Raw genomic sequence first — 26,774 nt, 5'->3', positions numbered from 1 at the left:
CGATAATGACCGTTCTTGTCGAGGTCAATCATCTGTCCCGGTATTATGGAAGCCAGTGCGCGGTCGACGATATCAGTTTTACGCTGCATCGGGGCGAAGTGCTGGGCCTTTTGGGACCGAATGGCGCCGGCAAGACCACCACGATGCAGATGCTCTGCGGCAACCTCGCGCCCAGCGCCGGGCAGATCCTGATCGACGGCGTCGACCTGCTCGACCGCCCGAAAGAAGCCAAGCGTCATCTGGGCTATCTGCCCGATACGCCGCCTTTATACCGGGATTTGACGGTCAACGAATTTTTGGCCTATTGCGCCGAACTGCACGGGGTTGATAAAAAATCGATTCCCGACACAGTCAAACGGGCGCGGGAACGTTGCGGGCTGGACGAGATGCAGGAGCGGCTGATCGGTAATCTTTCGAAAGGCTTCCTGCAACGCACCGGCATCGCCCAGGCGATCCTGCACAATCCGAAAGTGATCGTTCTGGACGAACCGACGGTCGGCCTCGATCCCTTGCAGATCCGCGATATCCGGGCGCTGATCCGCGAGCTTGGCCGGGAACACGGGATCATTTTGTCGACTCACATCCTGACCGAAGTCGAAGAGTCCTGCACCCATGTCCAGATTATCCATCAAGGCCGCCTGGTCCTGCACGAGACGATCGCCGGTTTGCAGCGGCACATGCACAACTGTAGGCTGGAGGTGATTACCCGTATCCCGCCGGATCTGAAGGCGTTGTCGGCCTTGCCCGGCGTCTTGTCGGTCGAGTCTCTGGCCGGCAACCGTCTGCTCGTGCACCACGGCGTCGACGACAATCCGGCCAAGCAGATTGCCGAACTGATCGTGGCGTCCGGCTGGGGGCTGGAGGAACTGGTGCCGGTCAAAAAATCGCTCGAAGACGTATTCATTCAGTTGACCTGGGAAGCGGAGGGAGATACGGAATGAAAATGGCATTCACGATCGCCGCCCGCGAATTCAAATCGCTGTTCCTGTCGCCCTTGGCCTGGACGCTGCTGGCGATTCTGCAGGCGATCCTGGCCTTTCTGTTTCTGACCCAGGTCGAAGCGTTCAACATGCTGCAGCCGAAACTGGCGGGACTCGACAATGCCCCCGGGTTGACCGATATCGTGGTGACGCCGCTGTTCGGCAATGCGGGGATCATCTTCTTGCTGGTCACGCCGCTGTTGACGATGCGCCTGATTACCGAAGAGCGCCGGAACAAGACAATCGCGCTGCTGTTGTCCGCGCCGGTTTCCAATGCCGAGATCGTGCTCGGGAAATATTTCGGCGTGGTCGGCCTGTTATGGGCGATGGTCGTGCTGACCGCGCTGATGCCCTTGTCCCTGCTGGCCGGCGGCGACCTGGACCTGGGCAAGCTCGCCGCAAACCTGTTCGCGCTGGCCCTTTTGGCCGCGGCGTTCGCGGCGACCGGCCTCTACACTTCCTGCATCGTGAGTCATCCGACAATCGCCGCGATGACCGCCTTCGGCCTGCTGCTTTTGCTGTGGATTTTGGACTGGACCGCCGGCATGGGCGAACAGCGGGCTTATATCTTTGAGTATCTGTCGATACTGCGCCATTTCCAGAATCTGCAAAGCGGCCTGGTCAGCACCGCCGATGCCGCCTATTTCCTGCTGTTTACCGCCGTTTTTCTCGTACTGAGCATTCGCCGCCTCGATTACGACCGTCTGCAAAAATGAAATTGACGCGCCATGTGCATCGACAAATCCGCCTGAAAAACCGGCTTTTGACGTTGCTGTTTCTGTGCGCGGTCGGGGGCGCGGCCTGGCTGAGTGCGCGCCATTCGTATCAGGCCGACTGGACGGAGGCTCGTTCGAATACGTTGTCGCCGGCCACCCGGAAGCTGTTGCAGGCAATGTCCGGCAAGGTCAGCGTGACCGCCTACATCAAGACCGGTTTGCCGATACGCCTGCAGATCGCGCATTTGGTCGACCGCTATACCCATCTGAAGCCCGATCTGAAGCTGGACTTCGTCGACCCGAACAACGATCCGCAAAAGGCCCGTGCGCTGAATATCGGCGAGGAAGGGCTGGTCGTGGTCGAATATCAGGGCCGCAGCGAAAAACTGAATTTCATCGACGAAGCGGCGCTGACCAATGCCTTGCTGCAATTGACGCATGCGGAAGACCGCTGGGTGTCTTTCCTGGCCGGACACGGCGAACGTTCGCCCGACGGCGAGGCGAATTTCGATTTGAACCGTTTCAATAAGGAACTGCGGCGGCGCAGGATCAATGCGCAAACGGTCAATCTGGCGAAGCTGCCGGCGATACCGGACAATTCGTCGCTGCTGGTGATCGCTTCGCCCTCGGTTGCGCTGCTGCCCGGCGAAGCCGAGATCGTCAAGCAGTACGTGCAACGCGGCGGTAATCTGTTGCTCCTGACCGATCCGGGCGACAAGACGCTCGATTTCATCTGGCCTCTGCTCGGCCTGCATCCCTTGCCGGGCCGGATAGTCGACAAGGCGGCCAAACTGGCCGGAATCAACGATCCGAGCTTCGTGATCGTCGGCGAATACAACCGCCATCCGGTCACCCGCAATTTCCGGACGCTGACCGTGTATCCCGCGGCGGCCGGTTTCGACATCGCTGCCGATATCGACTTCGAGAGCGCCCCTTTGCTGAACAGCGGCCCCGAGTCCTGGACCGAAACCGGACCGTTGGCCGGAACGATACGTTTCCATCCGGACAGCGCCGAAAAGCAAGGGCCGATTACGTTGGCCTATGCCTTGACGCGGAATCTGGAAAACGGCAGCGAACAGCGCGTCATCGTGGTCGGCGACGGCGATTTTCTCGCGAACACCTATATCGATAACGCCGGCAATCTGGACATGGGGCTGCGGATGATCAATTGGCTGGTCCATGACGACCGTTTCATCGATATTCCCGCCAAAACCGCCCCCGACCGGACTCTGAAGCTGACCTTGACCGGCATTGCGGTGATCGGCTTCGGCTTTTTGATCGTGCTGCCGCTTGGCTTGCTCGGCACCGGTTTCGTGGTCTGGCGCCGGCGCAGGCGGCGTTAAGCGTCGACGGACTGTTGCGAGTTTCCGGAAGCCGTTTGCAGCCTCAATCTGGAAGAGGGGGCGATTCCGTTGCTGGAGATCGCCTGGCGTGCGCAGGACGCCTGCTTGCGGCGACGGATTGAAACAGGGAATCGGGTGTTTTGACGCAAAGGCCGGCGCGAGCCGTAGTCGAGGCCGGGAGGCAATGTCCGCGACTCCGTAGCCGACTACGAGCGGCTGCCGGCCGGGCGTTTCGGGGGCGAATCAGTCGATATAGCCGTCATCCTTCATTTTTTTCTCGTCGACGTACTCGCGCACCACCAGGGCCACTCCCAGGACGACCGCAAACAGCGCGGCGGCGGTAATGGTCAGCTTCATGAAGACCTCCCCGCTCAACAGATCGAACCATAATTGCAGCAGCGCAATGGCGACCCAGAGGACGAAAATGGTCAGGCAGACAATCGCGCCGGTTCTCATAGGTCTCGCTCCATGATGACCAGATAGGCCTCCCGCCGCCAGAAGAGCAGCATGCGGCGAATATCCTTTTCCATCGTGACCACTCTCCAGCCCTGCCTGGCATTGCCGTTCAAAAATTCGCTGAAGCGGAGCGGGTCGACTTTGGATGCGCCGAGCAGCAGGGAGCCGAGCAGGCCTTCCTGATAAATCACGACTTTATATTCTTTCATGCCGATTCCGGTCGGGTGTTCAAATATCGGTTCATTATAGAGCAGGTTGGGCATGAGATACGTTTCAACACGAAAGAGGAAGATGGGGGGAGAGGGGATTAACGGCTAGGCCGGTTGGTTTTGAGTTCTTTATCGGATCGGCCGCGGCGTTCCAGGTCGAAGAACAGGTTGAGTGAAGCCAGCAGGATAAAAAAATAACCGTCCAGTTCCGAAAGCTCTTCGTACAACTGATAAGCAACTACACCGAAAACGCCATCTTCAAATAGATCGCCAACAATCAGTAAAAGTCCTCCGATGATCATAAAACGGGCGGATCGGGTCTTCAAAAGGTACGCGGCAATCTCCAGGTAATGTTTATAGTTGCGTAGAAACAATGCGGTTGTCAGCAGCCATAAACCGGCCAGCAGGATATTGCGGCCCAGGCCATGCCCGAGCAGAATGACCGCTTGCGGCAAATCAAATTTTTCAATATCGAGCTCGCGCAGAATGAACGAGAGGCAAAGCAAAGCGCCCGCACACGGGAATAATTTATGGCCTTTTCGAACGTAAAAGAATGTCCGCAGGTAAACCAATCCCGAAATGAAAAGCAGAATAACCTGATCATTTTCGAGGGAATGATCTTCTTTAACGATTTCCATGTTTGCATTTATCCGGGCTTCATAAAAAAACAATCCATCGATCAAAGCAAGCGTCGATAAAAGCACCAGCGTAGGGCATATTTTCAAATGCAATGTGTAGGGTTTCGAGACGATCATTGGCGGTAGTTATTTCAGTGGTCCTTTCAGTCAAGGTGCCTGCATGACTTCGGCAGCCATTGGCGGAAGGCTTTATGGTCCAGATGTGGCATATTACCATTATTTATTGATGGGACAGGCATGCCTATACTCACTTTGCCGGTTTGGATCACACTCCAAAGAGCCGCCGTAGGGTACGCTGCGCGTACCTTTTCACCCATAGGCACTAACTTAAAAATTAGCAAATTCCAATAAAAATCATTAATTTTTAATATGTTATGGTTTTTTGAACGGAAAATCAAAGTAAAACTTTAAGGTGAAATGCCTTTTATTTTCAATATTTTATATTTCAGGTTGGCGCCTATGACCTTTTCATCCCATGGTACGCACAGCGTACCCTACAACTGTAAAGCACGCCTTTACCCCGTTGTCGCCCTACGCGGTGTCCGATGACGCGCATCGCGGCGGGATCATCCGGCGGCATGCCGAGGTTGTTTTTAGCCACATCCTTGGCTGAATTTGGAGAATCAAAGCGTGTGAAGCGCTCGTATTTCCTTGACGGGATGAGGGTACGGCTCCGCCTCGAAGGATCAAGGCGGAATATATCGATTATTCCCGGTTGGATACACCGGCCAACCCTCAGGCGTAACTGCGGCGTAATGCCCAATAAGCCGCCAGGAAGGTGAGCAGGCTCGGAAGCAGGGCGGTCAGCGGTGCGTTCAGTTCGTATATGAGTCCTAAATGCCCGATGATTTTATCGATAATATTGAATCCCAATCCGATCACCACGCCGATGATCATCCGCGCGCCGACGCTGATCCCGCGCCTGACGCCGATTACGAAAGGCGCCGAAATCATTAGCATCACGAAAGTCACGAAGGGATTGACCAGACGGCTCCACAAGGCCAGTTCGAAGACTTGGGATTTTTGATGGTTTCGCTTCAGAAAATCGACATATCTGGCCAGTTCGAGAACCGATAGGTTGTCCGGGCTGACCACGGTAATGTCCAGAATCTCCGGCGCGATCGAAGAATTCATTCGCTGTTCCGGGAAAGCCGCGGCCCGCATCTTTTCTTTGGAAATGTCCGACTGCCTGATTTGCTGCAGCTGCCATTGCTCCTTCCCTAAAAAACGGGCGCGGTCGGCATGCAGGGCGCTTTGCAAGCGCCGATTGTTATCCAGTTCGTAAATGCTGATGTTGGCCAGGTCGCCGTTGTCCTCGATTTTTCTTACATTGATGAACTTGTTTTTTTCGCGCAGCCAGATTCCGTACAATGTATGGGTTTGAACCGTATCGTGCTTGGCGACCGATTTGATCAGCTGTGCCTGGCGTTCGGCAACCGGCGCGACGTATTCGCCGACGCCGATCGAAACGATTACCAGCACTGCGCCGGCGGCCATCACCCCGCGAATGATGCCGGGGACCGACAGGCCGGCCGCCTGCATGGCGGTCAGCTCCCGGTTATTGGCCATCGCGCCGAGGATGAACAGGCTGCCGAGCAGGGCCGAGGCGGGCACCAGTTCATAGAATACGCGCGGCGAAGTCAAAGCCAGGTACAGGGCGATTTCTTTGAGCCCGTAGCTGCCTTTGCCCAGATCCTTCATCTCGTCGGTAAAAGTGAACAGGTTGAACAGGGTCAACAGGAACAGGATCGAAATCAGCGAGCCTTTCAGGATTTCCTTGACCAGATAGCGGGTTAATACATTCATTGGGTTCCCGATGCCTTGATTTTAAGCATTAACCATTTCCAGCCGAAGAAGCGGGCGAGATAGACCAGGCCGATCGTGAGCAGCAAACCATATACGCTGACCGGGCCGAGCCAGGGGGGCATGACCGCTTTTGCGACCCACCCCTGGCTGACGCGTTCGAGATTACCGTAAATGAAAAAAATCAGGAAACCGGTCAGGACATTGCCGTAAACGCCGCCGCGGGGAGACAACTGTGCCAGCGGCACCGCAATGAAGCTCAGGAGCAGGGCGCCGAACGGAATCCCCAGACGCCGCTGCAGCTCGGCGATTTCAGGCGGGTTGTCCGAGTTCCACAAGCGTTCGCTGGGCACCGCTTCCCGCAGTTCGCGCACGAAAGCTTCCTTGCTGTCGATCCGGACCGCATACTCGTCAAATTCTTCGATCACATAATCCAGTTCGCCGGGTCGACCCTGAATCCGCTCCCCCTGCCGCAGCACGATATAACGGCCGTCCGGCAGATCTTGCAGGCGGCCGGTTTCGGCATTGACAATGGCGAGGGCGCCTCTTTTTTGCCGATGCTGCACAAAAACCTTGTGCATGGTTTTATCCTTGCCGATATCTTCGACGTAAAATACCAGATCGCCGCCGCTGTATTCACTGAATTTGCCGGGAGCGATGCCTCGAATGTCCGCAGATTGCCTGTCCTTGCTGATCAGCTGTTCCGTCGTGGCTTCCGCCCACGGCGCGACATAAAGCGACAGACCGGCCGCCGCGAGGCTCAGCGGGACCACGAACTGAAAAACCGACCGGTAAATCGCGCCCGCCCCGGCCCCTGCGGATTGGAGCGCCGACATTTCCTGGTCGCGGTACATGCGCCCCAGCACCATCAGCACTGCCATGAAAGTGGCGGCCGGTAAAAACGTGACTCCGGCGATGATCGTCCTGAGGCCGAGAATCGTCAGCAGCACATCGTTCGATATCTCTCCCGCGATGGCCTGGTCGAGCACTTTGATGAATTTGCGGCTGACGATGATCACCACGATGACCGACCAGACCGACAGCATCGTTTTGAAAAGGTCCGACGCGATCATCCTATCCAGGACGCCGAACAGCGGCCTTTTTGCCGCATAAGTGCCTTGCGGCCAGTTTGCCTCCAAGCGCGTCTCCTCAATCATATTCGTAACAAGTGGTGTATAATCGCCGCAAATTGTTCATTCGCCCGGCCTAATTTCCGGTGCGGATGAATCTACCGAGAGCGATTAGACAGAAAGTAAAAAGCAATGGATTATTTTATAGAAAGTGCGCCCATAGAAAAACTGCAATCTGATTGCATCATCGTCGGCATTTACCAGGAAGGCCCGCTGACGCCTGCCGCGGCGGCACTCGACGGGCTGACCCGGGGGCTTGTCAAGAAAATCGTCGAACGCGGCGATTTGAGCGGCAAGAACGGCGAAACGGTGCTGGTCAATGCGCTGCCCGAGGGCGGCATCGAGCGCGCGCTGCTGGTCGGGCTCGGGAAAAAGGATGCTCTGAACGCCAAAACGTACCGTAAGGCTTTGGCTGCTTCCATCAATAGCCTCAAAAAGACGATCGTGAGGTCGGCCGTCTGCTGCCTCGGCGAGGCGGAGGTCAAAGACGCCGATTCGGCCTGGAAAACTCGCCAGATCGTGGAAGTCTTCAATGATGCGGTTTACCAGTTTACTCAGTTGAAAGCGGAAAAGGAGCCCGATTCCAAACTGCAAAGCGTTGCGATCGGCGCGCCGGAAAGCGAGCGGGCAGTTGTAGAGAAGGGGCTCGCGCAGGGCAAGGCGATCGCGGCGGCGATGGCGTTGACCAAGACGCTCGGCGATTTGCCCGGCAACATCTGCACTCCTTCCTATCTGGCCGAACAGGCTTTGGAGCTGGGGCGCTTCGATAAATTGACCGTGAACATTCTCGAAGAAGCCGAAATGGCGGCGCTCGGCATGGGGTCCTTGCTGTCCGTTTCGCGCGGCAGCCGCCAGCCGGCGAAACTGATCGCACTCGACTATCAGGGCGGCGAGCGCAACGACAAGCCGATCGTACTGATCGGCAAAGGCCTGACCTTCGATGCGGGCGGCATTTCGCTGAAGCCGGCGCAGGGTATGGACGAAATGAAATACGACATGTGCGGCGGCGCGACCGTGCTGGGCGTACTGCAGGCCGTCGCCGAAATGAATTTGCCGCTGAACGTGATCGGCCTGGTGCCGTCTTCCGAAAATCTGCCCGACGGCGATGCGAACAAGCCGGGCGACATCGTGACCAGTATGTCCGGCAAGACGATCGAAATCCTCAATACCGACGCGGAAGGGCGCCTGATCCTTTGCGATACGCTGACCTATGCCGAGCGCTACAATCCCGACGTGGTGATCGACATGGCGACCCTGACCGGCGCCTGCCTGGTTGCGCTGGGCCGCGTACCGAGCGGCTTGCTCGGCAATGACGACGCCCTGTGCAACGATCTCGTCGCGGCGAGCGAAACCGCGGTCGACAGCGTCTGGCGCTTGCCGCTCTGGGAAGAGTACCAGGAGCAGCTGAAATCGCCTTTTGCGGACATGGCCAACGTCGGCGGCAAGGACGCGGGCACGATTACCGCCGCCTGCTTCCTGGCTCGCTTTGCCGAAAACTTCCGCTGGGCGCATCTGGATATCGCCGGCACCGCCTGGCGCACCGGCTCCAACAAAGGCGCGACCGGCCGCCCGGTGCCGCTGTTGTGCCAGTACCTGATCAACCGCAGCCAAAAGGCTTAAGCCGCCGTTTCAGGATCGATGCCCGAGGTTGCGTTCTATGTCCTGGCTTCCGAAGACGAACAGCAGCGGCTGCTGTTCGTCTGCAAACTCGTCGAAAAGGCTTACCGGAGCGGCAGCTTTTGCTATGTGCTGGCCGATACCGACGAGCAGGCCCGAAAGCTCGACGATTTGCTCTGGACTTTCCGGCGCGGCAGTTTCATTCCCCATCAACTCTATACGGAATCCCTTCCGCCCTTAGAGCACGTCATTTTGATCGGCGCCTCGGAGCCGCCGGAATCCTGGCGAAAGGTGATCGTAAACTTGTCCTGCCAATGCCCTTCCAATATCGAACAAGCCGAGCGTATTCTGGAAGTCTTACATGACGATGAAGCAACGCTGACAGCAGGAAGGCTTCGTTATCGCCGTTATCAGCAGTTGGGCATAGCTATTAAAAAGCATAAACTAGATCAAAAAGGTAAGCTCTTGGAATAAAATCACGGTGAACCCGTGAATTAAAGCTCAGGATTATTGCTGCTGTCATACTCAAACTAGGTAGGATTGAAAACTCGACAGAGTTGATTTTTTTACCAATGAAGAAAATCCAACTCTGTTGGACCGGTTTAAAACCACATTATCTGATACCCAGTTATTTGATGTCCTGGTCGATTGTTTTAGATCAAGCGGCTTCTATCAACTGTACCCTTCCATTGAGCCGATAGCGAAAACAAGAATAAAGGCGGCAACAGCAAAAAATTGAAATTCATGCTTATCCGTCCAGAAACATCCATGCTACTGTTCTCCGGCAAAGACCCTGTTGCCAAAATATTTTACGCAGAGAATTTTATGCAAGTACAACTTCAACCCGAATTTGACGAGATACTACAGCCCTTGGGAAGTCATGCGCTGGAATTTTTCCTGGCCGCCAGCTTGTATCACGCTCGGAAAATCAGCTTTGCGAGTGCCGCGCATATGGCGGGGTTGGACTTTGAGGCGTTTAAAACCCGTTTATCCGAACACTTTGAACAAGGGTATATCATTGCGGATGAATGCGTTTTGGAAGATTTGCGCACAATAGAAAACCTCTGAGTCGTGAAAATCGTACTCAATACCAGTCCTATCATTTTTCTCGGTAAAATTGAGAGTCTTGGCTTATTGCAAGATTGCGTTGATGATATCTTTGCGCCAAAAGCGGTGATTGACGAACTGTGCGATTACACTTTGCCATATTTTATAAAAGTACGCCCTTTGTCCGACATTGGCGCTGCGTATGTTCAAGGCGCGCTTGGGCAATTACATCAAGGGGAGTTGGAAGCAATGGTTCTAGCTAAAGAATTATCCGCCGATTTTGTGGTTCTGGATGATTTGCTGGCAAGACGAAAAGCGCAACGTTTAGCGCTTAATGTTATCGGTACGCTGGGCCTTCTGCTTCTATTTGAAAAACGCAGTTTGTTATCCGCAGACCAGGTTTGGCAAAAAATAAATCTGTTGATACAGCAACATGGCTTCTATGTGTCCTCAAATATACTCAATCAAATTCAGATAAAAATTCTGGGCGACAGAACTGAAGAGTCTTGAAACGGCGATCATTTCTTCATTGCCTCGTCCTTAAATCAAAAGTTACAACCAATAGCAATTAATAAAGAACTAGAACAAGCACATAATTTCATGGATAAAACATACGCCCCGCACGCCATCGAACAACGCTGGTACAACACCTGGGAAGAAAACGGCTATTTTGCCGCCAAAGCCGAAGGCGACTCCTACTGCATCATGATTCCGCCGCCCAACGTGACCGGCAGCCTGCACATGGGGCATGCGTTCCAGGATACGGTCATGGACGCCTTGATCCGCTATCACCGGATGCAGGGACACAGCACGTTGTGGCAGGTCGGCACCGACCATGCCGGGATCGCGACGCAGATGGTCGTCGAGCGCCTGTGCAACGCCGAAGGCAAAACCCGCCACGATTACGGGCGCGAGAAATTCGTCGAACGGGTCTGGCAATGGAAGGAAGAGTCCGGCGGGATGATCACCAAGCAACTCAGGCGAATGGGGTCGTCGGTGGACTGGAGCCGCGAACGCTTTACGATGGATAAGGGCATGTCCGACGCGGTGCAGGAAGTCTTCGTCCGCCTCTATGAAGAAGGCCTGATCTACCGCGGCAAGCGGCTGGTCAACTGGGATCCGGTGCTGCATACCGCGGTTTCCGATCTCGAAGTGCTGTCCGAGGAAGAAAACGGCTCGATGTGGCACATCCGCTATCCGCTGTCGAACGGGCAGGGGCATCTGATCGTCGCGACCACGCGGCCCGAAACCCTGCTCGGCGACGCGGCGGTCGCGATTCATTCCGGCGACGAGCGCTACAGGCACCTGCTCGGCGAGTTTCTGGAACTGCCGTTGACCGGGCGCAAAATTCCGGTGATTGCGGACGATTACGTCGATCCGGAATTCGGCACCGGCTGCGTGAAGATCACCCCGGCGCATGATTTCAACGATTACGAGGTCTGGACCCGGCACCGTGCCAATGCGGTGATTCAGGATCTGCCGCACGGCGGCTTGATCAACATCTTTACCCGCGACGCGAGCGTGGCGGACGACGAACTGATTCCGGAACAATACCGCGGGCTCGACCGCTTCGAGGCGCGCAAACGGATCGTCGCCGATCTCGAAGCGGCGGGCCTGCTCGAAAAAATCGCCGACCACAAACTGATGGTGCCGCGCGGCGACCGCACCGGCGCGGTAATCGAACCGTTCCTGACCGATCAATGGTATGTGAAGGTGGCGCCGCTGGCCAAGCCCGCGATCGAGGCGGTCGAGAACGGCGACATCAAGTTCGTGCCGGACAATTGGAAAAACACTTATTTCGAATGGATGCGCAACATCCAGGATTGGTGCATTTCCCGGCAGATCTGGTGGGGGCACCGGATTCCGGCCTGGTACGACGAGGCCGGCAATACTTATGTCGGCCGTTCGGAACAGGCGGTCCGCGAGCGTCACCACCTGCCGGCGGATTATCCGCTGCGCCAGGACGAAGACGTGCTCGACACCTGGTTTTCGTCCGCGTTGTGGCCGTTTTCGACGCTCGGCTGGCCGGACCGGACGCCGGAGCTGGCTCGCCATTATCCGACCAGCGTGCTGGTGACCGGCTTCGACATCATCTTTTTCTGGGTGGCCCGGATGATTATGATGGGGCTGAAATTCCAGGGCGACGTGCCGTTTAAAGAGGTGTACATTCACGGCCTGGTGCGCGATGCGGAAGGCCAGAAAATGTCCAAGTCGAAAGGCAACGTGCTCGATCCGATCGACATCATCGACGGGATCGACCTCGAAAGTCTGGTCGCGAAACGGATTTCGGGGATGATGCAGCCGCATCTGGCGAAAAAAATCGAACAGGCGACCCGCAAACAGTTCCCAGACGGCATACCCTCGTTCGGGACCGATGCGTTGCGCTTCACCTTTGCCTCATTAGCTTCGACTGGGCGCGACATTCGCTTCGATCTGGCGCGCACCGAAGGCTACCGGAACTTCTGCAACAAGCTCTGGAATGCGGCGCGTTATGTATTGATGAATACCGAAGGCCATGATAATGGACTGTCGGGTGAGCCTATGACTTTAACCCAGGTCGACCGCTGGATCCTGGCGCGGTTGAATCAGGTGATCGGCTCGACCCGCCAGGCCATCGACCATTACCGTTTCGATCTGGCCGCCCAGTCGATCTACGAATTCATCTGGAACGAGTTTTGCGACTGGTATCTGGAACTTGCGAAAATTTCGCTGCAGGCCGACGGCGACGCTTTGCAGCGCGGCACCCGCAATACCCTGGTGACTGTGCTCGAAACCGCGCTGCGGCTCGCGCATCCGATCATTCCGTTCATCACCGAGGAAATCTGGCAGCGGGTGGCTCCCCTAGCGGGCATTCAGGGCGAAACGATCATGCTGCAACCGTATCCGGCGGCCGATCCTGCGCTGGACGATCCGGAGGCGGTCGCCGAAACCGAGTGGGTGATGAACTTCATTCTGGGCGTGCGCCGGATACGCGGCGAGATGAATATCGCGCCGGGCAAGCCACTGTCGATATTACTGCAGAACGGCAGCGAGAAGGATCGTGTTTATTTCGAGAGCAGCCGGATGTATTTGTACCGGCTGGGCCGTCTGGAGTCGGCTACCTGGCTGGCCGACGAAGAGGCCGCGCCGGAATCGGCGATTGCCCTGGTCGGCGCATTGAAAATCCTGATCCCGATGGCGGGCTTGATCGACAAGGATGCCGAATTGGCCCGCCTGGACAAGGAAATCCAAAAGATTCGGAAGGAACTGCCGCGCGTCGAAGGCAAATTGAACAATTCCGACTTCGTGAACAAGGCGCCGCCCGAAGTGCTGAAGAAAGAAGAGCAAAAGCTGGCCGAATTGCGTTCGTCGCTGGATAATCTCGAACAGCAGCGCCGAAAAATCCAGAGTCTGTAACGGCAGGCGAAGCATGAGATAAATCCGCTTTCTTTTGTGGATCCGTCTTGTAGTTGCCGGCCGATCATCTATATTTAGTATCGAACTCTCTATCTGATGCTCAATATAGCGATGTCTACGCCAACGACCGAATTTCTTTTTAATGGTATTGCCAAGTGCCTCATTCAGAAAGGCTTTCTTTCTGAAAACGAGGTACGGACTCATTCGCAGGAAGCGGTAAAGAAAAACGTTTCTCTGGTGAGTTATCTTGTCGCCAATAAACTGGTTAGCGCCAGAACGATCGCGTCTGTCGCTTCGGCCGAGTTCGGAGTGCCTTTTCTCGAACTCGATGCGCTCGATTTAAAGTCGCTGCCGGTCAAATTGATCAACGAAAAATTGATCGTCAAGTATCAGATCTTGCCGCTGTTCGTGCGCGGCAAGACGATCTTTGTCGCAATGGCCGACCCGACGAACCATCAGCCGTTCGACGAAATCAAGTTTCAAACCCGCCTGCATCCCGAATGCATCATTGTCGAAGAAGATAAGTTGCACAAGGCGATTGAGGCCGCTCTCGAAGCGCCGGAGGCGTCGATCGCGACCTTACTCGACGAAGATCTCGGCAACCTCGCGGTTTCCAGCGCCGAAGAGGAGGCGGCCAAGAATGAAGTCAATTCGGACGTGGACGATGCGCCGATCGTCCGCTTCGTGAATAAAATCCTGCTCGACTCGGTCAAGAAAGGCGCTTCCGATATCCATTTTGAACCTTACGAAAAAAACTTCCGTATCCGTTTTCGTACCGATGGCATGCTGCACGAGGTCGCAAGTCCCCCATCGTCGGTCGCCACCCGAGTGATTTCCCGGATCAAGGTGATGGCCCGGCTGGACATCGCCGAACGCCGGGTGCCCCAGGACGGACGGATCAAGTTGATCGTTTCCAAAAACCGTACGCTGGATTTTCGGGTCAATACCTGCCCAACCCTGTTCGGCGAAAAAGTCGTCATGCGTTTGCTCGATCCGACCAGCGCGCAATTGGGCATCGAGAAACTGGGTTTCGAGCCTGACCAACAGAAACTTTTTCTGGATGCGATCAACCGGCCCTATGGTTTGGTGTTGGTCACGGGGCCGACCGGCAGCGGTAAAACCGTATCGCTTTATACCGGACTGAATATCCTGAACACGATCGAACGCAACATCTCGACGGCCGAAGATCCGGTCGAAATCACCGTGGAAGGCATCAATCAGGTCAACATGAACGTGAAGGCCGGCCTGACCTTCGCCGGCGCCTTGCGCGCTTTTTTACGGCAGGATCCGGATGTGATCATGGTCGGTGAAATTCGCGACCTCGAAACGGCCGAAATTGCGATCAAAGCCGCCCAAACCGGCCACTTGGTGCTTTCCACCCTGCATACGAACGATGCGCCGCAGACGTTGAACCGGCTGATGCAAATGGGCATTCCGGCCTTCAACATCGTCTCGTCGATCAATCTGATCATGGCCCAGCGTCTGGCGCGCCGTTTATGCCAGCATTGCAAGGAACCCGCCGACTATCCGGATAGTGTATTGATTTCGACCGGTTTTAAACCGGAAGAATTGAAAGAGCTGCGCATTTACAAGTCTGTCGGCTGCGAACATTGTACGAACGGATACAAAGGCCGGGTCGGCATTTATCAGGTGATGACGCTGAGCGAGGATATGCGCCGGCTCATTCTTGAAGGAGGCAACGCGATGCAGTTGGCCGATCAGGCGAAAGCCGAGGGGATCAACGATCTGCGCGCCTCCGGCCTGAACAAGGTGCGCCAGGGCGTGACGAGCATTGAAGAAATTGACAGGGTGACAAAGGAATAAGCGATATGGCACAACAAGCTGAACAAATCGATTTTATCTGGGACGGAGTCGACAAGGCCGGCAATAAAATCAAGAATCGCCCTATTTCGGCGCTCAGCGAGACAATCGCCAAAGCCGACCTGAAAAGGCAGGGATTCCGCGTCATCCGAATCAAGAAAAAACCGAAACCCTTATTTAAAAAGGTCCAGAAAATCACGGCCGGCGATATCGCGGTTTTTGCACGGCAACTGGCGACCATGCTTCAGGCCGGCGTTCCTTTGGTCCAGTCTTTCGATATTATCGGCAAGGGCCACGAGAATCCGAGCATGCAGACCATGCTGTTGTCGATCAAGGCCAGTATTGAAGGCGGCAACACGCTGGCGCAGTCTTTGCGCGAACATTCGATCTATTTCGACGAATTGTTTTGCAATCTGGTCGAGGCGGGCGAACAGGCAGGGGTCTTGGAGGCTTTGCTCGACAAAATTGCGACCTATAAGGAAAAGACCGAGTCGATCAAGAAGAAGATCAAAAAAGCGCTAACCTATCCTGTGGCGGTAATCATTGTCGCCGTGATCGTGACCGTGATTCTATTGATGTTCGTCGTACCGGTGTTCGAAGAGTTGTTTCAAAGCTTCGGCGCGGATTTGCCGGCTTTTACGCAAATGTTCATCAACATGTCAAAATGGATGAGAGACTGGTGGTGGATATTGTTCGGCTCGATCGGCGGCGCTGTTTATACCTTTTCTTATTTCAAGAAACGGTCCTATGAGTTCAATCACGCACTGGACAGAATCTTGCTGAAGGTGCCGGTGGTGGGGATGATTTTGAATAAATCCTCCATCGCGCGTTTTGCCAGAACCTTATCCACCATGTCGGCGGCCGGGGTGCCGCTGGTCGAAGCGCTGGAATCGGTCGCCGGCGCATGTGGTAACATAGTCTATGCCGAAGTGGTCCTGAAGATGCGTGAAGAGGTCGCCACCGGGCAAAGGCTGCAGTTTGCGATGCAGCAGAGTAATCTGTTTCCGCATATGGTTCAGCAAATGGTCGCGATCGGCGAAGAGTCCGGTTCGATGGACGCGATGCTCGCCAAGGTCGCGGACTTTTACGAGGAAGAGGTCGACAATTTGATCGACAATTTGAGCAGCCTAATGGAACCGATGATCATGGCTATCCTCGGCATTATGGTCGGCAGCCTGTTGATCGCGATGTATCTGCCTATTTTCAAACTCGGCGCGGCCGTAGGTTGATTTGAAATGTTGACAATCAAGGTGTGGCCTTGTAATGCTGGCAAGGCGACTGTGGTTCGACCTTGTCAGGACGAGTTTGTCTCTTACGTATGATCCTGTAAGCCGCAAAAAATTACTGTTTCGGAATGTGCGTCAATAAATTTGATGCGGGAATATGGAGAGAAGGTCTTGCGATGAGAGTTTGCTTTCGCAAAAGCGATGCTCACAAGTTTTTCCAACTTGGAGTTACAGTAATTTGGATGCAAAGGATTAAGCGCCTATCAAAAAGTCGGCCTGTATAGAGCCGAACCCTTCCCCGATTTCGTCGATGACCCGTTCCGGTTCGTCCGGCGTATATAGTTTGAATTTGAGCCATTCGTATTTCATCTTGCGCCAAAGCGGTTTAATCCGGTTCAATTCGGGGCTGTAAGGCGGCAGAAAATAAAACCGTATCCCTTTTTCTTCCAGGAGGCCCCGCCCCAATACGGTTTCAGTTTTTTGGCGGTGTGAATGGAAGCATCCAAAATCGCCCCACTTTCCAACACCATCTGGCAATTTTGCAGACGAATCATTGATTCGTCCGAATAATACCCATACACATGAGACAAGTGTTAACGGCAATCTTTTTATGCAAACGGGGCCGGGACGATTTGCTTTGCCTGTCCTATGGGATGTGGTAAATGAATTTTTTAATCTTAACAGAGGAATAAAAGCTGGTAATTATACAGAACAGCAGCTTAGAACTCTATTTGGAATAGATGCCCGGAATGATGCTACACAGGTTATTCAGCAATACAATTATGACGATGGTTTGGATAATTACGCTGAGCGAACATACATCTGGAATTCCGGTTCTTACGAAATTGATGATAGTGCTGTGTCTATTGTAGATGCCAATGGTAATCGCCATATTGAACATTTTGCTGTTAAGCCACTTGGAATACTCAATGGTCCCACAGGAGCTAATGGCGGCATCCTCGACAATTTTGATTTTGAAGGTGGTGGGTTAGCCCAAACTGGTAATGCCCCACTTGAAACTTGGGTAGATCCTTCTGGCATTGGAATTAAAGTCAATATTGAAATTACCAATATTACTAACTTTAGAAGTTATACAATCGCCAATTATGCTGCCGACGTGCAAAAATATAACGATTCATTCATTAATACTGCATTGGCAGGTGTTAGGCTATCAACCGAGATGCATGAATTGGCAGAGCGAATATTTGATAATGGGGTGACAAAGTTTCTAGATGCAGACAATAAACCTATCCTGTATGGAACGGATCAGGATGATAGTATTTTTGGAACGCTTTCACGTGCAGGAATTGATAGGAATACTGGTGGCACTAAGACAATCGTTGATATCGGGCGTTTTGATAACCCTGTAAGCGGATGGATACAAAATGGGATTCATTGCATCGGTGGTCCCGGTAATGACAATCTGACAGGAACCGATAACCCTGACAAATTGGTCGGCGGCACCGACGACGACACCCTGGATGGCAACGGCGGTGATGATTACCTCGAAGGCGGCGATGGCTTTGACCTCTACTTTGCCAATGATGGCGACCGTATTTTCGATAGCGATGGCCGAGGTGTGGTGTATTTCAATGGCCAAGAGCTGAAAACAGCGACCAAGCGGCTGATGACGAACGATGATTTTTACCAGGATGCTGCCGGAAATCGCTACTACCATCAGGGGGATGACCTGTTGGTTGTCAGTGGCGATCAAAGCGCTTCCCTCGTTATTGAAAATTTCCAGAACCAGAACCTGGGTATCAAACTCAAGGTGATGGGGGGTTCCTCTCGGGTGTCTTCCTGGCGCGAGGTCACCGAGACCCCGATAACGGACGATATCGACAATGTTTTCAACGTCGCCCAACGCACTCCACCGCCCGACCTTCGTGACCCGTTAACGCTTGATCTGGATGGCGACGGCCTGGAAACGACGGCATTCAGTACCCACCCCATCTACTTCGACCATGACGTCAACGGCATCAAAGAAGGCACCGGCTGGGTATTGCCGGATGATGGTCTGCTGGTATTGGATAGAAACGGCAACGGCGTGATCGATGACGGCACGGAACTGTTCGGCGATCATACGCCTTTGGCGGGTAGCGGCTTTGCGGTCGATGGTTTTGCGGCCATAGCCCAGGAAGATAGCCCTGTAGGTCGGGCAACCGCTTTATCGTTGCCCGAAGCCCATGTGGCGATCATGCTTCGGACTATGGCGCGGGCCTGAAATCTTGTCACCTTTCAATGCATTGGAAAGGTCGGGCACAAAAAGCGCGTGCCCGACCTACACGACTACGTCTTAGCATCCTGAGGTCGGTGATCGAGAGCCAGTGGCAGTTGCTTTAGGGGGTCAAGCATCGCCGCACCGGTTTTGCCTCGTGGAGAGTCTGCCGACTCGGCCGTTTGGCCCATTGAGACTGTCGTAATGACTTGAGCGTGCAGTATTTTGCGGATCGAGCCGGGTAGCCGAGCAGCCGTTACCCCTGAGCGGGACGGGATTTATAACCCCGTTCCCCACGTTTGAAGACCTACCGCCAGCATAAAATCATCGTCTGTATTTGCGCGGTGCTAAACGTTACGGATGGGATAACTATCCCGTCCGGCACCGGTATCTTACGGGTTCAACCCCGTAGGGTACGCTGTGCGTACCTCTCGACATAGAGGGTACGCACAGCGTACCCTACGGGGGGCTGGACTTAACGATGGCACCTTTCAGAAGGTGAGGAGCTTCCCTACACGCGATATGAAAATGCTCTAGCCAGCATTCTATGAGGTTATGAGAAACTGAATAAATGTTAAGGCCAACATATGAAACTACACTTTGGCGCAGGCGTAGGTTAAAATTCGACCGGATGCGTATCATTCCCATCAATTTAAGGGTATTTTTTATTACATGACTGTTCTGAGCGATTTTTTGCCTTACATCGTTTTTGTGGTCGGGTTGATGGTCGGCAGTTTTTTAAACGTGGTGATCTATCGCCTGCCGATCATGATGTACGGAGGCTGGCGCAAGGAATGCATCGAATTTTTGGAGCTGGCGCCGGAGGCCGTGCCGCTTCCGCAAAGCGGCCGCCCTATTTCTTTAACCGAAGAAGAGCCTTTCAATCTGGCGCTTCCCTTGTCGCGCTGTCCGTCCTGTAAGGCGCCGATCAAGCCTTATCAAAATATTCCGGTATTGAGCTACCTGTTTTTAAAAGGCAAATGCGCGCACTGCGGTGCCCGGATTTCCGGGCGTTATCCCGCGATCGAACTGTTGACCGCGGTGCTCTCCGCCGCAGTCGCCTGGCATTTCGGCTATACTCTGCAAACCTTGTTTGCACTGTTGTTGACCTGGTCGCTGATCGCCTTGACTTTTATCGACATCGACCATCACCTGCTGCCCGACTCGATTACCCTACCGATGCTGTGGATCGGGCTGATCCTGAGTTTGGGCGGGGTTTTCACCGATGCGCATTCCAGCATTGTCGGCGCGGCAGCCGGCTATGGTTCGCTTTGGCTGGTATACCACTTGTTCAAGCTGGCTACCGGCAAGGAAGGGATGGGCTTTGGGGATTTCAAGCTGCTGGCGCTGTTCGGTGCCTGGCTCGGATGGCAGAGTCTGCCGTTGATCGTTTTGCTGTCCACGCTGACCGGAGCGGTTTTGGGCGTTGCCTCGATCGTTTTCGCCAAGCGCGACCATGCCGCACCGATTCCTTTCGGCCCTTATCTGGCGTTTGCCGGCTGGATTGCGCTGATCTGGGGGGAATCGATCAACCGGCTTTATCTTGCCTCGATCGGTTTTTGAGCGTTTTAACCGATGCTGAAAGTGGGTTTGACAGGGGGGATTGGCTGCGGCAAAACGACGGTTTCCAATCTGTTTGCGGAGATGGGCGTTCCGATCCTGGATGCCGACCAGACCGCCCGCGAACTGACCGAGAAAGGGCAGCCCGCGCTGGATCGGATTCGCGAGGCATTCGGCCAGCAGGTCTTTAACCCGGACGGTTCCCTGAACCGCCTGCAATTGAAAAAACTGATTTTTTCCGATGACCGCAAAAAACGGCAGCTCGAAGCGATCCTGCATCCGATGATTCTGGCCGCCTTGGCCGCGAAAGCCGAACGGCTCGACGTCCCGTATTGCATTCTGAGCATCCCGTTGTTGTTCGAATCCAAGCTGGAACCGCTCGTCGACCGGATCCTGGTGGTCGATTGCCCGCTCGAACTCCAGATCGAACGCATCAGCCGACGGGACAAGTTAGACTTCAAAGTCATCCGTTCGATCATCGGCAGCCAGGTTTCACGGGACTATCGGCGAAAGCATGCGGACGATCTTTTGGACAACTCACAGGCCGACAATCCACTTGCAGAACAAGTCAAAAAACTGCACAATTTATACATTTCTTTAAGTCCCTGTCAGCATAAACTTACCTGTGACCAACAAAATCACTTATGAATTTCCTCTCAACGAACGCATCCGGGTTTTCATCAGGCTGGAACAACTTTTCGAACAATTCAATCATTTTCTGAACGGCGCCTCCGTTTGGGACAAACGCGCCGCACTGAACGTATTGCTCGACATCATGACGATTTTCAGCCGCAACGATTTGAAATCGGAACTGCTTAAAGAACTGGACCGCAATGGCAAGGCCCTGAACAGGATTGCCCATAGTCAGGGCGTAGACGCGGAAAAACTGAACCAACTGCTCGGCGAGGTGAGCCAAACCAGCAAGAAACTTTACGCGTCAAGCGGCAAGATCGGAATTCATGTGCTGGAGAGCGATCTGTTTCAAAGCATCGCCCAGCGCAGTTCGATCCCCGGCGGTACCTGTTCTTTCGATCTGCCGGAGTTTCATTATTGGCTTGAACAGGAGGAACCGATCCGCCTGAGAGATCTCCAGCAATGGAGCAGTCCTTTCAACGATATCAGAAACGCGATCGACCTGATCCTGAATCTGATCCGCAACAGCAGCGACGAAACCCGGGAAATCGCCAAAGCCGGTTTTTTTCAAATTTCCCTGGACCGCAGCCAGCCTTACCAGCTGATAAAAGTCAGCCTGGACAAATCGTTGCGCTATTTTGCCGAAATCAGCGGCGGCAAGCACCGCTGCACCGTGCGTTTCATGGTGCCTTCCCACGACGAAAAACGCCCCCTGCAAAGCAGCGACGACGTATCTTTCACTTTATCCTGTTGCCAATTTTAATGCCGGAGAAACAGGTTGCATTGAAAGTCAAATGCCCCGTCTGCCAGCGTCCGCTGGAATGGACGGCGGACTATCCGTTCCGGCCGTTCTGTTCCGAACGCTGCAAATTGATCGATCTCGGCGCCTGGGCGGCCGAAGAAAACCGGATTTCCGAAGAGCTTCCCGATTCGGGCGACACGGAAGACGGTCTTCCGTATCACTGATCCGTTGCCGAGCCGCTAGAGTATTCGAAGACCTACCGCCAGCATAAAATCATCGTCTGTGTTCGCTCGATGCTAAACGTTACGGACGGGATAAATATTCCGTCCGGCATCGGTATCTTACGGGTTCAGCCCGTAGGGTACGCCGTGCGTACCTTTCGACATCGAGGGTACGCACAGCGTACCCTACGGGGGTAACGGCAGGGCACCCTTCAGATTGGTGAGGACTTCCCTCACGCGATATAAAAATGCTCTAGATAGTGTCGTCATAAGATAGCTGTCCACAGGGCGATGCACCGGATCTGCACAGCGGCCAGGAACGATGCGGTGTTCTTGGCATAGCGTGTGGCAATACCTCGCCAGCGCTTGAGGTGCAAGAACGCGTTTTCTACTAAATGCCGCAGTTTGTACAGGTCGCGATCGTAGTCGCGGGGTTGTTTTCGATTGCGGCGTGGCGGAATGACCACCGTCATCTGATTTGCTTCGGCTTGGGCTACGATAGCATCGCTATCGTAGCCTTTGTCCGCCAATAAGTACTGAGCATCCACGCCTTCGATCAAGGCTGAAGCCTGCGAACAATCTGCTGTGGTACCTGCTGTAATAAGGATTCTGACCGGCATACCATGCGCATCCACGGCCAGATGTATCTTACTGTTGAGCCCCCTTTTGTGACCGCCATGCCCTGATTGCCGCCTTGCGCGCCGGTCGCATGCGGATGGACTTTGATGTGGCTGGCATCAATCATCAACCATTCATAGTCGGGTTCGGTGACCAACTGTTCCAACAGGGCTTCCCAGACGCCGTGATCTCGCCAACGGCAAAACCGGCGATGGGTGTTCTTCCAATCGCCATAGTCAGGTGGCAGGTCGCGCCATGGCGCACCGGTACGCAAAATCCAGAAGACCGCATTGATAAACAAGCGGTTGTCTCGCGCTTTTCCGCCCCAGGCCCCGGCACGGCCGGGCAGATGGGGTTCCAGTAAGCTCCAAACCGTATCGGAAATGTCATGGCGGCGGTGGGCAGGTTGGGACATGGCTCTTTAATCTCATCAGCAACGACAATCTCCGTATTATACCTGACAAAGACTTATCTTGTGACGACACTATCTAGCCTAGAAACGCGCTGATGCCGGCAATGCCCTGCGCGCCGGCATCGCGGGCGGCGCTTAAATCTTTTTTCGTCAAACCGCCCAGCGCATACACGGGGATATTGCTCCCTTCGGCGAGCGCGGCAAACCGCTTCCATCCCAATGCAGCCGTTTCGGGGTGGGTAAGGGTCGGCAGCACGGGGGCCAGAACCGCGAAGTCGGCGCCGATCTTTTGGGCATGTTCGAGTTCTTGCAGGTTATGGCACGAGGCGCCGATCCAGCGGTAACCGGAAGGCCGTTCGCTTAAAGCGAGCAAGTCGCGGGCGGTCAGGTGCAGGCCGTGAGTGCGATGCTGCCCGAAATCCACGGCGGAATTGATCAGCAGCGCGGCGCCATGCTTCGAGCATAGCGGAGACGCGATTGCCAGGAATTCGTCAATCCGGTCGTGCGGCGAAGTTTTCAGGCGCGCCTGGATCAGATCGATCCCTTGCGCCAGTAGTTTATGCAGATCCTCCATCGGATTGCTGCTGACCTGATCGTCGAGGATGGCATAAAAAGGCGGGAGCTGGGCGGCGGCGATGATCGGCCGGTTGGCGGCCGGAAAGGCGAACCGATTCAATTCGTTCGGTTCGACCCAGCGGATCGGCTGCTCCTGGCATCCTTTCGCCGTGCCGGAAAATCGGTCGACCAGAAACACCCGCAAGGTCACGTCCCGGTCGGGATAACGGTGATGGATCGTGATCAGCGGTGCTGCAGAAAGGGTGTCGATATCCAGTTCTTCCTTGAGTTCTCTGAATAGCGCCTGTTCCGGCGTTTCTCCGGCTTCGATCTTGCCGCCCGGAAATTCCCACAGCCCGCCCTGATGCAACGATTCGTCGCGGCGGGCGATCAATATCCTGCCGTCCGCGTTTTTGATTACGCCGGCCGCGACCTGCAGGAACTTTTGCGCTGTCGTTCGAAAATGATTCACCTGGGTTTCCGCTCCGGATCAGGTCCGATATTCCGCATTGATCTTGACGTAGTCGTAGGAAAAATCGCAGGTCAAGACTTCCTGACGGGCATCGCCCCGGCCGAGTTTGACCGTTACGCGGATTTCCTCGCGGTCCATCACTGCCTGTCCCGCTTCTTCGGTATAATCGTCGGCGCGCCCGCCTTCCCGCACGATGCAGACGTCGTCCAGGAAAATCCGGATGTTTTCCAGCACCATGTTGTCCACGCCGGCGCGCCCGACCGCCGCCAGGATGCGCCCCCAGTTCGGATCGCTCGCGAAAAAAGCGGTCTTGACCAACGGCGAATGCGCGATCGTTTTCGCAACGCGGACCGCTTCTTCGTCGCTTTGCGCTTCTTCGACCACGATCCGCATCAGTTTGGTGGCGCCTTCGCCGTCGCGGACGATCGCTTCGGCCAGACTTTTGCAGACCTCCAGCAGCGCCTCGGCGAAGCCGGTGTAATGTTCGGAGTCCGGCAGGATTTCCGGCGCCTCCGAAAGCCCGCTGGCCATCACGACCAGCGCGTCGTTGGTCGAGGTGTCGCCGTCGACGGTGATCCGGTTGAAGGACAGTTCGGCGGCGCGTGCCAGGCATTGCTGCAATAAGTCTCGGCCGATTTTCGCATCGGTCGCGATGAACGACAGCATTGTCGCCATGTTCGGCTGGATCATGCCCGCGCCTTTGGCGATGCCGTTGAAAGTGATCGTCCGGCCATCGAGTTCGAGCGTTTTCGTGACGCCTTTCGGAAAGGTGTCGGTCGTCATGATCGCGCGGGCGGCCTTGTCCCAGTGGCCGGAATGCAGATTGCGCACAGCCTCGGGGAGCGCGGCGGCGATCTTGTCGATCGGCAGCGGCATGCCGATCACCCCGGTCGAAAAGGGCAGCACCCGTTCGGTCGAGCCGCCGGTCAGCCGTGCCAACTCTTCGCATGTCGCGAACGCATCCTGAAGCCCTTGTTTGCCGGTGCCCGCGTTCGCGTTGCCCGAATTGATCAGCAGCCAGCGCGGCGCGGCCGTCAAGTGTTGTCTGGCGACCAGCACCGGGGCGGCGCAGAAGGCGTTCTGCGTAAAAACGGCCGCGCAGCTGCCGTGTTCGGCCATTTCGAATACCAAAAGATCGTCCCGGACGTTTTGCTTGATGCCGGCACACGCGGTGCCCAAACGAATGCCCGGAATTTCCGGCATGATCGGAAAATCGCAGCGACCTACCGCCATCGTGGATTCCTCATAAATTCAACGTGAAAAAGTGGGATAAAAAGTGAGTGTAGGGCGGTTTCGCGTCAGCAAACCGCCTAGAACATTTTCGTTTCGGGTTTACGTTCATAAGCCATGCCGCTAAGTTAAGGGAAACTCGTCATTCCGGCAAGGATTGCCGGACGACTGCAGGGATGCAGGAGATAGAGCAACGCAGGGAGCGGTTGCCGAATCCAGAAGCCAAGGATGGCGGGTTCTCATACATCCCTGTCATCTGGATCTCGGCACAAATCTGTCTGGAACAGATTTGCATTGACCCGAAGGGGCCAGGCAGGAAAGCCTGGCATGAATCCCTGCCGAGATGACGGCTTGACTTAACGGTATTGTGCCCCTACACGCGAGATGAAAATGCTCTAGTCGGATTGGCGGATTGCCTGACGGCGAATCCGCCCTACACCGCTCCGCCGACTTCGATCACGATCACATATTCGTGATCGCCGCTGCGCGTTTCGAGCACGGTATGGCCGTGAATCCGGCACCAAGCCGGAATGTCCTGCATGACGCCGGGGTCGGTGCAGATGACTTCCAAACGGGCGCCGGGGCGCATTTCTTTGATCTTGTTCTGGGTGCGGATCACCGGCAGCGGGCATAACAACCGCCGCGCATTCAGGATTTCCCGAGTCATAGGTACCATTCCTGCGGCAGTTCTTTCGCAAACGGTTTGACCTGGATCGTCCGCTCCGCGCCGTCCTTGTCTGTGATCTTCACGTCGACCTGTTCGGCTTCGCGGCCCTGGCCGTAGCGTGCGGTAATGCCGGCCGCGAGATACAAATCCTCGGCGGACGGCGTGCCGTCGATCAACACCAGCGGGCCGTTATGGCTGGTGGCCGCCATGCTGACGAATTCTTTCCGGTAGCCCTGCAGGAAGCGGCCTTCGCCTTCCTCGCGCGCGACGATCAGCTTGAAATGGTGGGCAGGGCGGATATGGCGGCCGACCTTCAACAGCATCACGTCATCGAGTTCATAATCCTTATGGCCGTGCGATTGCCACAAATCGACCAGTTTCGCCGAATAGTTCTTGTCGGTCAAAAAGCAGCAGCCGCCGGCCGGCTGCGAATACTCGCGAAAACCATAGCGTGCGGCCATTTCCATTTGCGGCTTGCGCGAACGGCCGCTAAAGTCGTGCAGTTTTTCACGGTCGACCCAGCCTTCGCGCTCGGGCAGCGTCGGCGCCAGGTTTTTTGCGCACAGGGGCCGGAGCAGCAAATCATCGGCGCCCGATTCGCGGGCCACCACCGGCATCGTATCCTTGCGCTGCGACATTGGCCGTTGGCCGATCACTTCGCCGGTGATGATGAAGTCGAAACCGTTTTCGGCGATCCATTGCCTGGCCTTGTTGACCATGAAGATCTTGCAGTCCAGGCAGGGGTTCAGATGCGCGCCGTAGCCGTGCTTCGGGTTGATCAGCACGTTCTTGTATTCTTCGATCACGTCGACGATGTGCAGCTTGATGCCGAGCTGTTCGGCCACCCAGAGCGAATTGTTGCGCTTCGGTTTGGCGCGGTCTTTTTCGCGGATCGCATGGGTATGGCCTTCCACGCAAAAACCGGTGAAGAAATTGATGCCTTCGACATGGATGCTTTGATCCATCACCGTTTTCGCGGCCAGCATCGAATCCAGGCCGCCGGAAATCAGCGCGACGGCTTTGCGTTGTATGTTCATCTCGGGTAAATCAAAAAAGCGGCTATT

Annotated in this window: 26 protein-coding genes and 1 pseudogene; 15 read left to right on the top strand and 12 right to left on the bottom strand. The window is 55.2% G+C overall.

The window, feature by feature from the left end:
- Positions 1–5 precede the first annotated feature (5 nt).
- Genes METAL_RS12240 through METAL_RS12230 form a run of 3 tightly spaced genes read left to right on the top strand, consistent with a single transcriptional unit; the run spans position 6 to position 3,039 of the window.
- A complete protein-coding gene (locus METAL_RS12240; RefSeq protein WP_005372776.1) occupies positions 6–941 on the top strand; it encodes an ABC transporter ATP-binding protein in 936 nt (311 codons plus the stop codon).
- Positions 938–1,696 carry an ABC transporter permease subunit gene (locus METAL_RS12235; RefSeq protein ID WP_005372774.1) on the top strand — a complete coding sequence of 253 codons (759 nt, stop codon included), beginning with the start codon at positions 938–940 and terminating at the stop codon, positions 1,694–1,696. Before METAL_RS12240 ends, METAL_RS12235 begins: the two co-directional genes overlap by 4 nt.
- Positions 1,693–3,039 (top strand): GldG family protein, encoded by a 1,347-nt coding sequence (locus METAL_RS12230; protein ID WP_005372770.1) that lies wholly within the window; start codon positions 1,693–1,695, stop codon positions 3,037–3,039. The genes METAL_RS12235 and METAL_RS12230 overlap by 4 nt, the downstream gene beginning before the upstream one ends.
- Before the next feature lie 243 nt (positions 3,040–3,282).
- On the opposite strand, the gene METAL_RS12225 is transcribed toward METAL_RS12230, so the two are convergent.
- From METAL_RS12225 to lptF, 5 genes are all read right to left on the bottom strand, one after another.
- Positions 3,283–3,495, bottom strand: coding sequence for a hypothetical protein (locus tag METAL_RS12225; protein WP_005372768.1), 213 nt, complete (start codon positions 3,493–3,495; stop codon positions 3,283–3,285).
- On the bottom strand, positions 3,492–3,758 hold the full coding sequence (locus tag METAL_RS12220) for a DUF4177 domain-containing protein (protein WP_005372766.1): 267 nt from the start codon (positions 3,756–3,758) through the stop codon (positions 3,492–3,494). Before METAL_RS12220 ends, METAL_RS12225 begins: the two co-directional genes overlap by 4 nt.
- Before the next feature lie 44 nt (positions 3,759–3,802).
- A complete protein-coding gene (locus METAL_RS12215) occupies positions 3,803–4,342 on the bottom strand; it encodes a hypothetical protein (protein ID WP_157203506.1) in 540 nt (179 codons plus the stop codon).
- Positions 4,343–5,077: 735 nt separating this feature from the next.
- Positions 5,078–6,148 (bottom strand): LPS export ABC transporter permease LptG, encoded by a 1,071-nt coding sequence (gene lptG, locus METAL_RS12210; protein WP_005372762.1) that lies wholly within the window; start codon positions 6,146–6,148, stop codon positions 5,078–5,080.
- Complete coding sequence (lptF, locus tag METAL_RS12205; protein ID WP_005372760.1) at positions 6,145–7,302, bottom strand: LPS export ABC transporter permease LptF; 1,158 nt, start codon at positions 7,300–7,302, stop codon at positions 6,145–6,147. Before lptF ends, lptG begins: the two co-directional genes overlap by 4 nt.
- A 105-nt stretch (positions 7,303–7,407) precedes the next feature.
- Between lptF and METAL_RS12200 the strand changes: the two genes are divergently transcribed.
- From METAL_RS12200 to METAL_RS12170, 7 genes are all read left to right on the top strand, one after another.
- A complete protein-coding gene (locus tag METAL_RS12200) occupies positions 7,408–8,895 on the top strand; it encodes a leucyl aminopeptidase (protein WP_005372759.1) in 1,488 nt (495 codons plus the stop codon).
- A gap of 18 nt (positions 8,896–8,913) precedes the next feature.
- On the top strand, positions 8,914–9,366 hold the full coding sequence (locus METAL_RS12195; protein ID WP_005372757.1) for a DNA polymerase III subunit chi: 453 nt from the start codon (positions 8,914–8,916) through the stop codon (positions 9,364–9,366).
- 270 nt (positions 9,367–9,636) lie between these two features.
- Positions 9,637–9,960, top strand: a complete 324-nt coding sequence (locus METAL_RS12190) for a hypothetical protein (RefSeq protein ID WP_425357669.1) — start codon at positions 9,637–9,639, stop codon at positions 9,958–9,960.
- A gap of 3 nt (positions 9,961–9,963) precedes the next feature.
- On the top strand, positions 9,964–10,449 hold the full coding sequence (locus tag METAL_RS12185; RefSeq protein WP_005372753.1) for a PIN domain-containing protein: 486 nt from the start codon (positions 9,964–9,966) through the stop codon (positions 10,447–10,449).
- Between the two features lie 90 nt (positions 10,450–10,539).
- Positions 10,540–13,335 carry a valine--tRNA ligase gene (locus tag METAL_RS12180; protein ID WP_005372752.1) on the top strand — a complete coding sequence of 932 codons (2,796 nt, stop codon included), beginning with the start codon at positions 10,540–10,542 and terminating at the stop codon, positions 13,333–13,335.
- A 111-nt stretch (positions 13,336–13,446) separates the two neighbouring features.
- On the top strand, positions 13,447–15,159 hold the full coding sequence (gene pilB, locus METAL_RS12175) for a type IV-A pilus assembly ATPase PilB (RefSeq protein WP_031431933.1): 1,713 nt from the start codon (positions 13,447–13,449) through the stop codon (positions 15,157–15,159).
- A gap of 5 nt (positions 15,160–15,164) precedes the next feature.
- Positions 15,165–16,385 carry a type II secretion system F family protein gene (locus METAL_RS12170; protein WP_005372748.1) on the top strand — a complete coding sequence of 407 codons (1,221 nt, stop codon included), beginning with the start codon at positions 15,165–15,167 and terminating at the stop codon, positions 16,383–16,385.
- Positions 16,386–16,634: 249 nt separating this feature from the next.
- Here METAL_RS12170 and METAL_RS12165 read toward each other — a convergent pair whose 3' ends face one another.
- The gene (locus METAL_RS12165) at positions 16,635–16,847 is read right to left on the bottom strand and encodes a transposase (protein ID WP_051040375.1); all 213 of its coding nucleotides are present in this window, start codon (positions 16,845–16,847) and stop codon (positions 16,635–16,637) included.
- An 88-nt stretch (positions 16,848–16,935) separates the two neighbouring features.
- Between METAL_RS12165 and METAL_RS12160 the strand changes: the two genes are divergently transcribed.
- From METAL_RS12160 to yacG, 5 genes are all read left to right on the top strand, one after another.
- The gene (locus METAL_RS12160; protein WP_005372746.1) at positions 16,936–18,606 is read left to right on the top strand and encodes a calcium-binding protein; all 1,671 of its coding nucleotides are present in this window, start codon (positions 16,936–16,938) and stop codon (positions 18,604–18,606) included.
- A gap of 666 nt (positions 18,607–19,272) precedes the next feature.
- The gene (locus tag METAL_RS12155) at positions 19,273–20,163 is read left to right on the top strand and encodes a prepilin peptidase (RefSeq protein WP_005372744.1); all 891 of its coding nucleotides are present in this window, start codon (positions 19,273–19,275) and stop codon (positions 20,161–20,163) included.
- Positions 20,164–20,175: 12 nt separating this feature from the next.
- The gene (gene coaE / locus METAL_RS12150; protein ID WP_005372734.1) at positions 20,176–20,808 is read left to right on the top strand and encodes a dephospho-CoA kinase; all 633 of its coding nucleotides are present in this window, start codon (positions 20,176–20,178) and stop codon (positions 20,806–20,808) included.
- Positions 20,786–21,556 carry a cell division protein ZapD gene (gene zapD / locus METAL_RS12145; RefSeq protein ID WP_005372732.1) on the top strand — a complete coding sequence of 257 codons (771 nt, stop codon included), beginning with the start codon at positions 20,786–20,788 and terminating at the stop codon, positions 21,554–21,556. The genes coaE and zapD overlap by 23 nt, the downstream gene beginning before the upstream one ends.
- The gene (gene yacG / locus METAL_RS12140) at positions 21,556–21,759 is read left to right on the top strand and encodes a DNA gyrase inhibitor YacG (RefSeq protein WP_005372730.1); all 204 of its coding nucleotides are present in this window, start codon (positions 21,556–21,558) and stop codon (positions 21,757–21,759) included. The genes zapD and yacG overlap by 1 nt, the downstream gene beginning before the upstream one ends.
- A 263-nt stretch (positions 21,760–22,022) precedes the next feature.
- On the opposite strand, the pseudogene METAL_RS21980 reads toward yacG, so the two are convergent.
- From METAL_RS21980 to METAL_RS12110, 6 genes and pseudogenes are all read right to left on the bottom strand, one after another.
- Positions 22,023–22,421 (bottom strand): annotated as a pseudogene (locus METAL_RS21980) (IS5 family transposase); the annotation flags it as partial.
- A complete protein-coding gene (locus tag METAL_RS21975) occupies positions 22,313–22,789 on the bottom strand; it encodes an IS5 family transposase (protein WP_031429487.1) in 477 nt (158 codons plus the stop codon). The gene METAL_RS21975 and the pseudogene METAL_RS21980, both read right to left, overlap by 109 nt.
- 73 nt (positions 22,790–22,862) lie before the next feature.
- Positions 22,863–23,813, bottom strand: coding sequence for a Nudix family hydrolase (locus METAL_RS12125; protein WP_005372728.1), 951 nt, complete (start codon positions 23,811–23,813; stop codon positions 22,863–22,865).
- An 18-nt stretch (positions 23,814–23,831) separates the two neighbouring features.
- Complete coding sequence (gene argJ / locus METAL_RS12120; protein ID WP_005372726.1) at positions 23,832–25,046, bottom strand: bifunctional glutamate N-acetyltransferase/amino-acid acetyltransferase ArgJ; 1,215 nt, start codon at positions 25,044–25,046, stop codon at positions 23,832–23,834.
- Positions 25,047–25,476: 430 nt separating this feature from the next.
- Positions 25,477–25,710, bottom strand: a complete 234-nt coding sequence (locus tag METAL_RS12115) for a sulfurtransferase TusA family protein (protein ID WP_005372724.1) — start codon at positions 25,708–25,710, stop codon at positions 25,477–25,479.
- Complete coding sequence (locus METAL_RS12110; RefSeq protein WP_005372722.1) at positions 25,707–26,747, bottom strand: tRNA (5-methylaminomethyl-2-thiouridylate)-methyltransferase; 1,041 nt, start codon at positions 26,745–26,747, stop codon at positions 25,707–25,709. The genes METAL_RS12115 and METAL_RS12110 overlap by 4 nt, the downstream gene beginning before the upstream one ends.
- Positions 26,748–26,774: the final 27 nt, after the last annotated feature.

Source organism: Methylomicrobium album BG8 (assembly GCF_000214275.2).
Taxonomy (GTDB): domain Bacteria; phylum Pseudomonadota; class Gammaproteobacteria; order Methylococcales; family Methylomonadaceae; genus Methylomicrobium; species Methylomicrobium agile.
Note: the sequence above shows the minus strand (reverse complement) of the source record. Positions and strands in the feature narration are given on the sequence as shown.

What these genes read in the sequence shown, in the direction of transcription:
- METAL_RS12240 (WP_005372776.1), top strand. Translation starts at nt 6, where the DNA reads ATGACCGTTCTTGTCGAGGTCAATCATCTGTCCCGGTATTATGGAAGC.
- METAL_RS12235 (WP_005372774.1), top strand. Translation starts at nt 938, where the DNA reads ATGAAAATGGCATTCACGATCGCCGCCCGCGAATTCAAATCGCTGTTC.
- METAL_RS12230 (WP_005372770.1), top strand. Translation starts at nt 1,693, where the DNA reads ATGAAATTGACGCGCCATGTGCATCGACAAATCCGCCTGAAAAACCGG.
- METAL_RS12225 (WP_005372768.1), bottom strand. Translation starts at nt 3,495, where the DNA reads ATGAGAACCGGCGCGATTGTCTGCCTGACCATTTTCGTCCTCTGGGTC.
- METAL_RS12220 (WP_005372766.1), bottom strand. Translation starts at nt 3,758, where the DNA reads ATGCCCAACCTGCTCTATAATGAACCGATATTTGAACACCCGACCGGA.
- METAL_RS12215 (WP_157203506.1), bottom strand. Translation starts at nt 4,342, where the DNA reads ATGGAAATCGTTAAAGAAGATCATTCCCTCGAAAATGATCAGGTTATT.
- lptG (WP_005372762.1), bottom strand. Translation starts at nt 6,148, where the DNA reads ATGAATGTATTAACCCGCTATCTGGTCAAGGAAATCCTGAAAGGCTCG.
- lptF (WP_005372760.1), bottom strand. Translation starts at nt 7,302, where the DNA reads ATGATTGAGGAGACGCGCTTGGAGGCAAACTGGCCGCAAGGCACTTAT.
- METAL_RS12200 (WP_005372759.1), top strand. Translation starts at nt 7,408, where the DNA reads ATGGATTATTTTATAGAAAGTGCGCCCATAGAAAAACTGCAATCTGAT.
- METAL_RS12195 (WP_005372757.1), top strand. Translation starts at nt 8,914, where the DNA reads ATGCCCGAGGTTGCGTTCTATGTCCTGGCTTCCGAAGACGAACAGCAG.
- METAL_RS12190 (WP_425357669.1), top strand. Translation starts at nt 9,637, where the DNA reads ATGCTTATCCGTCCAGAAACATCCATGCTACTGTTCTCCGGCAAAGAC.
- METAL_RS12180 (WP_005372752.1), top strand. Translation starts at nt 10,540, where the DNA reads ATGGATAAAACATACGCCCCGCACGCCATCGAACAACGCTGGTACAAC.
- pilB (WP_031431933.1), top strand. Translation starts at nt 13,447, where the DNA reads ATGTCTACGCCAACGACCGAATTTCTTTTTAATGGTATTGCCAAGTGC.
- METAL_RS12170 (WP_005372748.1), top strand. Translation starts at nt 15,165, where the DNA reads ATGGCACAACAAGCTGAACAAATCGATTTTATCTGGGACGGAGTCGAC.
- METAL_RS12155 (WP_005372744.1), top strand. Translation starts at nt 19,273, where the DNA reads ATGACTGTTCTGAGCGATTTTTTGCCTTACATCGTTTTTGTGGTCGGG.
- coaE (WP_005372734.1), top strand. Translation starts at nt 20,176, where the DNA reads ATGCTGAAAGTGGGTTTGACAGGGGGGATTGGCTGCGGCAAAACGACG.
- yacG (WP_005372730.1), top strand. Translation starts at nt 21,556, where the DNA reads ATGCCGGAGAAACAGGTTGCATTGAAAGTCAAATGCCCCGTCTGCCAG.
- METAL_RS21975 (WP_031429487.1), bottom strand. Translation starts at nt 22,789, where the DNA reads ATGTCCCAACCTGCCCACCGCCGCCATGACATTTCCGATACGGTTTGG.
- argJ (WP_005372726.1), bottom strand. Translation starts at nt 25,046, where the DNA reads ATGGCGGTAGGTCGCTGCGATTTTCCGATCATGCCGGAAATTCCGGGC.
- METAL_RS12115 (WP_005372724.1), bottom strand. Translation starts at nt 25,710, where the DNA reads ATGACTCGGGAAATCCTGAATGCGCGGCGGTTGTTATGCCCGCTGCCG.
- METAL_RS12110 (WP_005372722.1), bottom strand. Translation starts at nt 26,747, where the DNA reads ATGAACATACAACGCAAAGCCGTCGCGCTGATTTCCGGCGGCCTGGAT.